The sequence below is a fragment of the Staphylococcus sp. HGB0015 genome (genome assembly GCF_000411275.1).
In the GTDB taxonomy this organism is placed as follows: domain Bacteria; phylum Bacillota; class Bacilli; order Staphylococcales; family Staphylococcaceae; genus Staphylococcus; species Staphylococcus schleiferi.
In genome coordinates, this window is sequence record NZ_KE150417.1 from 1260387 (window position 1) to 1268650 (window position 8264).

The window sequence follows — 8264 nt, forward strand, 5'->3', positions numbered from 1 at the left end:
TTAATTTTGCTTCGTATAATCGTGAACAAACTGTGATACACGACGCAATGTGTCAGGTTTCACTTCAGGAAAAACACCATGCCCTAAATTAAATATATGGCGCCCATGAGCCATCCCTTGATTTAAAATCGGCTTCAATCGAGATTCAATGACAGGCCATGGTGCAAGTAAGACGCTAGGATCTAAATTACCTTGTACCGCCTTAGTCACACCTCGATTTTTCGCCTCATTGATAGTAATTCGCCAGTCTAAGCCCAATACATCAATTGGTAATGAATGCCAAGACTCAATAAGATGACTTGCACCCACTCCAAACATAATCACTGGCACATCGTATGCTTTAATCCCTTTTAGTAATTTATCCATACAAGGCTTAATGTAATAATCATAATCTGCTTGATTCAAGGCCCCTACCCAAGAATCAAAAACTTGAATGAGCTGTGCTCCAGCTTGAATCTGTGCACCTACATAAGTAATAGACATTTCTGTTAATACATCCATCAATTTAAACCAAGTTGCCTCATCGCTATACATTAATGCCTTAGTCAAATTATAATTTTTAGAAGGCCCGCCTTCTATCATATAACTTGCCAATGTGAACGGTGCACCTGTAAAGCCTATCAGTGGAACATTTAATTTTTCTTCTGTTAATAATTTAATAGTGTCTAATACGTAAGGAACATCTCGTTTAGGATCAACCTTTCCTAAAGCTTCTACATCAGACATCTTTCGGATAGGGTTGGCAATCACAGGGCCAATACCAGATTTAATATCTACATCCACACCCATTCCTTTTAAAGGTGTCATGATATCTTTATATAAAACAGCTGCATCTGTTTGATATTGCTCAACAGGAAGTGCTGTCACATATGCACAAAGTTCAGGTTGATGTGTAATCTCAAACAGTGAATACTTTTCTTTTAACTTTCGATATTCTGGTTGAGAGCGCCCAGCTTGCCTCATGAACCATACAGGTGTATGCTGAACGGCGTCCCCCTTAATTGCGCGTAAAATTGTATCATTTTTCGTCGTACTCATATGTTCCTCCTTAAACAACGTCATTCTTCACTAATATATCACATTACGACTTAATTCCTTTACCAACTGGCTCAAATGTCATAAAAAATTTAAAACTACATTTCATTTGAAATCTTTTCGAGGATTTACATACTTCATCGAATCGTACGCATCTCAAACGCCAAATGGATGTGAATTGCAATATAACAAAATTCAATATTCATTATAAATTGAAAAATGATTTAAGATGAGATAAACTCGTTGAGTGGGAAATTGATTCAATATTATTGAAGCTTCATTTATGAAAATTGAAGAAAACTACCAAGCCCAACTGAATCATCTTTGTTTTTATCTCAAATTTTTAGTAAAAGTATTGATGTTGCGCCGTTTTTAGCTGTTGTTTGTTTGCGCGAAATAACACATTTTCCACTAATCTTTAATTGTTTTTTAACTATGCATAAAATAGTGGTTATTTCAAAGAATACGGCTTATAATAAATGCAATAAGGAGGCGATCACCATGAAATTCTATATCACATACGGAACTTACGGATATTTACGCCAAATCCAACTTAACAATCAATCACATCAATTGCTTATTTTCTCAGGTGACGATCAATCCGTTATGATTGATGAAACAGAAAATGAGACAGTATTTCAACAACCTAAATCTTATCGCGTATTAACAAGATTAGGTAAACTATCAGCTGATAACTTTCATGCGCTTATTTCTATTCCTACAACAGAGGATCATAAATATCAATTAGAAAATAAACTTGAAAATTATGTACCAAGCTTAGATTCAAGTGAAGGTTTTAATAGCTTTAGATTACTAAAACCTATTCACAGTAATATTTATAAAGTTTTCTTTGGTTTTACATCACGTAAAGCTTATGAAGATTTCAAAAAATCTTCGGCATTTCGTGAGCACTTTTCAAAAGAAGGTGTTAGACCCCTTGCAGGATCTTCAAGTGCGCATGCTTCATATTTGGAACAATATTTCTATCCAATCAGTGAAGAGGATACAACTGAAGAATCATAAAAAGAAAAGTCATTTGATGCATGAATCATTTCATCCATGTCATCAAATGACTTTTTTAATCTTTTAATAAGCTTTCTTGATATTTCAGCTTCTTGATTGTTGCATTGACAGTTAAGTACCCTACTATAAAAAAGAGTATGAATAAGTAGAAATAGCTTATATTCAAAATGATATAAACGATGCTCAATATAATACCTATAATTAAAACTGTGTGCTGCAAAAATTTTCGATAACCTTCAATCACATGCATCTCTGAAACCGGCCAAACTTGTGGCCACAAACTATACGCTTCTTGCTTATAAAATTGAGACATTTGTAAAACGATAATATACATAGATAAACCGCCAATGATAGCACTTACAATTGGATGACTTAACCATATCATTAACGCGATAGCGATAATCACTAAGCGTAAAGTTAAATTAAATGCGTCGCGCCCTCTTAAAAAGTTTCTTTTAAATAGAAACGGATACATTTGTTTGTCATTAAATGGTTTTGGCGTTTTTAAAAGAAAATCTAAATAACGTCTTCGAACAGCTTGCTCTTGTATCCCTTTGACATCAGTAAACATATTTACAAATTTATAATAATTAATTTGATGTTGATGGGCTTGCTTAATCATAAACTCCCATGGGAAATGACTTTTTTGATTTAAACGGTTAAATAACACTATCAATGCGAGTAAAATGACAATGCTACCTACCCCTTTAATATCAAAAGGCCCCAGTATTAAATAGTAACCTGAAAGATAGACTAAAAATAGTATTAATTGCACTGACCAATTCTCAAGTCGATATCGGTACCATTGCCACTTGATGATTAACCCTAATAAAGGAAATATAAAAGCCATTAGAACCACAAGAATAAATGCATGCATACGGTCTGGATATACCGTGTGTACTAATGGATATGTAATGATAAGCAAAACAATCTGTAATGGTATACGTGCTAAATAACTATATTGGATACTCTCCTTTATATATGCACGCATTTGCTTTTCAAAAGGGAGTAAAAATAAGCGGTCTGCATCTTTAAGTAATGTTTTTAAAGGAAATAAAGACGTAATTGATAATACGATTCCGATTATGAGTGCGTAATTGACATCTTTTGGTACATTTTTTAACCACTGACCATAACCGAGTATAAATGCACCAAACAAAATGAGTAGAAACACACTGAAATGGCCATTAAAGATGAAACGATTATAATAATTTTTTTCAGCTCTAAGCGTTTTTAGTCTTTTTTGAAACAGTTCCTTTGCAGCTGTCATCATGAAACAGCTCCTTGTGTAACATGAATATAGATATCATCTAAAGTCGCGCCCGGCATTTCAGTTTGCTGACGTAATTCATCTAAATCACCCATTGCAACGATTTCTCCATGATCCAATATAATGAAGCGATCACAATAACGTTCAGCAGTCGCTAAAATATGTGTACTCATTAAAACGGTACGTCCTTCTTTTTTCTTAGCTTCCATTAAATCAAGCATAGATTGGATTCCTAATGGATCTAGCCCTAAAAATGGCTCATCAATGATATATAAATCGGGTTCTACAATAAACGCACAAATAATCATGACCTTTTGCTTCATTCCTTTAGAGAAATGACTTGGGAATACAGAAAGTTGTTCTTGCAAGCGAAATGTTTTTAATAGTGGTTCTGCACGCTTCATTGCCTCATCATAATCGATACCATAAGCCATTGCTGTCATTTCAATATGTTCTTTTAGCGTTAAAGCATCATAAATTACTGGCGCTTCTGGAATATAAGAGAGATGTTGTCTGTACGCATTAATATCTTCTTTAATATCAATGTCAGAAATGGACATTTCCCCTTCTGTCGGTGTTAACAATCCTAACATATGTTTAATCGTTGTACTTTTACCGGCACCATTTAATCCAATTAAACCAACGATTTCTCCATCTTTTAATTCAAAATTTATATTTTTAATCACAGGTTTCTTACCATAACCACCTGTTAAATGTTTTATATGCACAGTCATTAACTTGCACCTCCGTAATTTTTATTGTATCAAAAACATCGTTATAATTGCTATTTAATCGTCGTTGTATAAAATCGTTACATCAAAAGATACACATGCTATAATAATAATTAAATGAAGAAACGGGGGTACACAATATGACAAAAACAATTTTTTCTCAAATCATCGATTGGGAGATCCCAAGTTTTAAAGTGTATGAAAATGACTATGTTTATGCTTTTTTAGATATTTCTCAAGTTTCTAAAGGTCATACTTTACTTGTTCCTAAAAAACCATCTCCTAACATCTACGAAACAGATGCTGAAACAATGAAACATATCGGTGAGGCACTACCTATCGTAGCCAATGCAATTAAAGAAGCATTCCATCCAGATGGTTTAAATATTATTCAAAATAACGGTGAATACGCTTCACAATCTGTTTTCCACCTTCATTTCCATTTGATACCTCGTTATGAAAATGACATTGATGGCTTTGGTTATCAGTGGGATACACACGAAGACACAATAGACGACACTCAAAAAGCAGCATTAGCTAAAGAAATTGCCGCCCACATTTAATATGAATATTTTGCGTTCTATCGCTTAATTTCATTAGAATTGGGTATAGATATAAGAAAAACATTCGAGGAGGAAAACTATGAAAGCCGTTCGAATCACACTCGGTGTTGTAGCCGGAGTCGCAACAGGATTAGGCGTTGCATTGATTAAAAAAGATGGACAAACACGTATTGCGAATCCTAGACCTGAACGCCCTAAAACTGAATTAGAGCAAGAAGTGGATACAATAAAACAAAGTGTCAATGATATCGTAAACTATGTGACACAAATAAAAACTGAAAGCCAAAGTTTTGCTTCTTCTATTGGAGACGAAGTAAAAACGATGATTGGTGAATTCCAAGCGGATATTGACCCTAACGTGAAACGCATCCAAACACATATCGAAAATTTACAAAATCGTGGACAAGAAATTACAAATTTTCCAACAAAAAAATAAATTTTTAGTGTGTGATTGTTCATTATTCGATATAATATTTTTAGGCATGATACTTCAAAGTATCATGCTTTTTTATAGTCTGAGAAAGGAGCAACTCATCATGAAACAAAAACAACAACAAATTGAAGGGATGCTTTACACACATAAAATCGCGATGCTTTCTAAAGTGCTTTGGAAAAATGCAGAAAGCGATTGGCAAGCATGGTTGAGGAAGTCAGACATCACTATGAATGAACACTTAATTCTTTTGACAATATATGCATTTGAACGTGCTACAATTTCTGACATCTCTAAATATGGCGTGATGCATGTTTCAACAGCGTTCAATTTTGCTAAGCGTTTAGAACAACAAGAATTACTTTCACTTAAAAAAGATACAAGTGACAAAAGAAATACTTTTATAGTGTTAACAGAAAAGGGAAAGCAACTTGTTGAAGAGATATTTGATCAATATGATGAAAGTAAAAATCATATTTTTAATGTCTCTAAACAATATAAGGATGAAATGTTTCACCTTCCAAACTTTAGCGATGCCCATTACCTTGTGTCTAAATTACAAGGCAAAGAATTCATAGATGACGTTAATTTGTGTCAAGAAAATTTACGAAAAAATTTGCTTGACGAACAGTAAATTCAGGTAGATAATACCTTATATTACTGATGCAGAGGAGTATCCAAATGTTAAATTGTTTGCGTTCAATTGATATACATTCTAGATTTGGTTTACCTAGAATTGCCTTCATAAGTTTTGTAACAGTGGTTATCACTTTTTTTATAAGTTTTGAAGTGTTTCATTATTATTCAAATGTACCTTTTACAGATCAAAATTTTTTAATGTTTATTGTCTTAATGTTACTTATATATCCACTTCATAAACTGATTCATATTGTGATGGTGTTACCCTATTTCAAGCACCTAAAAACTTATAAGTTAATTCGTAAATCATGGATACCTTTATATAATATCTTTTTAGATAAACCGGTACGTAAGTTCTATTTTTGTATTTGCTTATTGATGCCACTTATCGTTATTACGTTAAGCTGTATCTTAATTGCACGCGCATTTCCAGAATATGGCCATTACTTTATGTTTTTACTGGCACTTAACGCTGGCTATTCTGTAATGGATATTCTTTACCTCAAAGTGATATTATTTTCGCATCAAGGTCATTATGTCGAGGAACATAGTAACGGATTTGTACTATTAGAACATAATTATCATTCATAAAAGTATAAAACCATTCAATCTGAACATCAAAGCCATCAAATTGTTAATCGATTTGATGGCTTTGACTTTGTTTTAAAAGCTTTTTTGTAAGATAAGCGTTTACGATTGCATCATTTGCGCAACGATATGATTAACTCCAAAAACGACATTTTTACCCTATTCTTCTCTATTCTATAATAAAAAAATTCATTATATTTTGTTTTTTCTCATCTTTTAGTCTGATATTTACCCTTCATCGTTGGTCTGAGCCTGACATTATGGTATATTATTTGTGTTAATTTTAAAATAAAGGAGCTCATAAGATGAAGAAAGGCATACAAAAATTAGTTATTCCTGTTACAGCAAGTGCATTATTACTCGGAGCATGTGGAAATGATGCCCCTACATCAAAAGGAGAAACTTTAATCTCATCTAAAGCAGGTGACGTTAAAGTTCAAGACGTTTTAAAAGAAATTGGTAACGAACAAATTGCAAGTGACTCTTTTAAAGTATTACTTAATAAAATATTAGAAGAAAAATATGGTAAAAAAGTCGATGATAAACAAATCGATAAAGAAACAGATGAAGAAATCGAAAAATATGGCGGTAAAGACCAATTTAAAAACTTATTAAAACAACAAGGTATGTCTTTAGATGAATATAAAAAGCAACGTAAAATGATTGCTTATCAAAAAGAATTACTTAATGACAAAGTAAAAATTTCTGATAAAGAAATAAAAGATAATACCAAAAAAGCATCACATATTTTAATAAAAGTAAAACAAGATAAAGATGATAAAGAAGGTTTATCAGACAAAGATGCTAAGAAGAAAATTGAAGAAATTAAAAAAGAAATTGATAAAAATCCAAAATCATTCGATGATTTAGCGAAAAAAGAATCTATGGACTCAAGCAAAGACAAAAATGGTAGTCTTGGTTATGTAGTTAAAGGTCAAACTGTAAAACCTTTTGAAAAAGCCTTATTTAAATTAAAAGACGGCGAAATTTCTGATATTGTTAAAACAGACTATGGTTACCATATCATTCGTGCAGATAAACCGACTGATTTTAACAAAGAAAAATCTAAACTTAAAGAAAAATTGATTCAAAATAAACTACAAAAAGACCCAGAAATTTTAACAAATGCTTATAAAGATTTATTAAAAGAATACGATGTTGATTATAAAGATCGCGACATTAAAAAAGCAATCGAAGACAACATTTTAAATCCTGAAGCGTTAAAAGAACAATCTTCTCAACAACAAGGTATGCAGGGTCAAGGCCAAGGTCAACAATTAGGTATGTAATACATATGCGGTTGGTTTAGCCTCATATAACACAAAAACAACGTCAGCACTTCACGATGCTGGCGTTGTCTTTTTTATACCAATTTGAAGCTATGTTATGCCCTCTTCATAACGAACATAAAAGAGGTTCTTCATTTTTTGGTTCTTTGTCAACGTCGGTTGGCGAGACGATAACGCATTAAGCAACGTTATTTTGTTGTTTAATGCGTTTTTTATATTCACTTACAAATACCTTGGAAATGATTAAGATTCGATTCCTAAAATTCCAGAAATTTCTATAACCATAAGAAACCCGTTTAATCAGTTTTATTTTATTATTAATGCCCTCAATTGGCCCATTCGTTAAATGTGGATAACGCATCGTATTTGAGATATAGGGCAAATATTTGATGAATGTTTGAATGACGCGCTTGAGTCCTTGTGAAATATCTTTTGTTTTTGAATCCTGTAAGATGAAGCGTAATTGCTGGATATCGTTTACTTTCAGAGCACTTAAAAGACGATGCCCCGTTTCATATGTCTCTTTGAGCCTCTCATCAAGCTCCAATAAATACTGAACTAAACTGTATTGACTCTGCCAAGACTTAAAAAGTCCGTATGACTGATATATCATTCGATCTAAATCTAAGGGCGCTTTTAATAGTAACTTCCAATAACGCTTTAATTTATTATATTGAGGTCTATCTTTTGCCC

The 8264-nt window shown here is 32.6% G+C and carries 10 protein-coding genes; 6 read left to right on the forward strand and 4 right to left on the reverse strand.

Annotation, left to right across the window (positions count from 1 at the left end):
• Nucleotides 1-1038: a uroporphyrinogen decarboxylase gene (hemE, locus tag HMPREF1208_RS05880; protein WP_016425439.1), complete on the reverse strand. Its 1038-nt coding sequence runs from the start codon at nt 1036-1038 to the stop codon at nt 1-3.
• 498 nt (nt 1039-1536) lie between these two features.
• Between hemE and HMPREF1208_RS05885 the strand changes: the two genes are divergently transcribed.
• Complete coding sequence (locus HMPREF1208_RS05885) at nt 1537-2058, forward strand: antibiotic biosynthesis monooxygenase family protein (protein WP_016425440.1); 522 nt, start codon at nt 1537-1539, stop codon at nt 2056-2058.
• A 55-nt stretch (nt 2059-2113) separates the two neighbouring features.
• Here HMPREF1208_RS05885 and ecsB read toward each other — a convergent pair whose 3' ends face one another.
• The gene (gene ecsB / locus HMPREF1208_RS05890) at nt 2114-3331 is read right to left on the reverse strand and encodes an ABC transporter permease EcsB (RefSeq protein ID WP_016425441.1); all 1218 of its coding nucleotides are present in this window, start codon (nt 3329-3331) and stop codon (nt 2114-2116) included.
• On the reverse strand, nt 3328-4062 hold the full coding sequence (gene ecsA / locus HMPREF1208_RS05895) for an ABC transporter ATP-binding protein EcsA (RefSeq protein WP_016425442.1): 735 nt from the start codon (nt 4060-4062) through the stop codon (nt 3328-3330). The genes ecsB and ecsA overlap by 4 nt, the downstream gene beginning before the upstream one ends.
• Nucleotides 4063-4199: 137 nt before the next feature.
• Here ecsA and HMPREF1208_RS05900 point away from each other — a divergent pair, with 137 nt between their 5' ends.
• The 5 genes from HMPREF1208_RS05900 (at nt 4200) to prsA (ending at nt 7571) form a co-directional block, all read left to right on the forward strand.
• A complete protein-coding gene (locus tag HMPREF1208_RS05900; RefSeq protein ID WP_016425443.1) occupies nt 4200-4622 on the forward strand; it encodes an HIT family protein in 423 nt (140 codons plus the stop codon).
• A 79-nt stretch (nt 4623-4701) separates the two neighbouring features.
• Nucleotides 4702-5058, forward strand: a complete 357-nt coding sequence (locus HMPREF1208_RS05905; RefSeq protein WP_016425444.1) for a YtxH domain-containing protein — start codon at nt 4702-4704, stop codon at nt 5056-5058.
• Nucleotides 5059-5158: 100 nt separating this feature from the next.
• Complete coding sequence (locus tag HMPREF1208_RS05910) at nt 5159-5689, forward strand: HTH-type transcriptional regulator Hpr (RefSeq protein ID WP_016425445.1); 531 nt, start codon at nt 5159-5161, stop codon at nt 5687-5689.
• A 47-nt stretch (nt 5690-5736) separates the two neighbouring features.
• On the forward strand, nt 5737-6285 hold the full coding sequence (locus HMPREF1208_RS05915) for a DUF3267 domain-containing protein (RefSeq protein WP_016425446.1): 549 nt from the start codon (nt 5737-5739) through the stop codon (nt 6283-6285).
• Between the two features lie 302 nt (nt 6286-6587).
• A complete protein-coding gene (prsA, locus tag HMPREF1208_RS05920) occupies nt 6588-7571 on the forward strand; it encodes a peptidylprolyl isomerase PrsA (protein WP_016425447.1) in 984 nt (327 codons plus the stop codon).
• A gap of 178 nt (nt 7572-7749) precedes the next feature.
• Here the strand turns inward: prsA and HMPREF1208_RS05925 are convergent.
• A partial coding sequence (locus HMPREF1208_RS05925; protein ID WP_016425448.1) for an ISL3 family transposase occupies nt 7750-8264 on the reverse strand: 515 nt, incomplete at its 5' end.

What these genes read in the sequence shown, in the direction of transcription:
- HMPREF1208_RS05910 (WP_016425445.1), top strand. Translation starts at nt 5,159, where the DNA reads ATGAAACAAAAACAACAACAAATTGAAGGGATGCTTTACACACATAAA.
- hemE (WP_016425439.1), bottom strand. Translation starts at nt 1,038, where the DNA reads ATGAGTACGACGAAAAATGATACAATTTTACGCGCAATTAAGGGGGAC.
- HMPREF1208_RS05885 (WP_016425440.1), top strand. Translation starts at nt 1,537, where the DNA reads ATGAAATTCTATATCACATACGGAACTTACGGATATTTACGCCAAATC.
- HMPREF1208_RS05900 (WP_016425443.1), top strand. Translation starts at nt 4,200, where the DNA reads ATGACAAAAACAATTTTTTCTCAAATCATCGATTGGGAGATCCCAAGT.
- HMPREF1208_RS05915 (WP_016425446.1), top strand. Translation starts at nt 5,737, where the DNA reads ATGTTAAATTGTTTGCGTTCAATTGATATACATTCTAGATTTGGTTTA.
- ecsA (WP_016425442.1), bottom strand. Translation starts at nt 4,062, where the DNA reads ATGACTGTGCATATAAAACATTTAACAGGTGGTTATGGTAAGAAACCT.
- ecsB (WP_016425441.1), bottom strand. Translation starts at nt 3,331, where the DNA reads ATGATGACAGCTGCAAAGGAACTGTTTCAAAAAAGACTAAAAACGCTT.
- prsA (WP_016425447.1), top strand. Translation starts at nt 6,588, where the DNA reads ATGAAGAAAGGCATACAAAAATTAGTTATTCCTGTTACAGCAAGTGCA.
- HMPREF1208_RS05905 (WP_016425444.1), top strand. Translation starts at nt 4,702, where the DNA reads ATGAAAGCCGTTCGAATCACACTCGGTGTTGTAGCCGGAGTCGCAACA.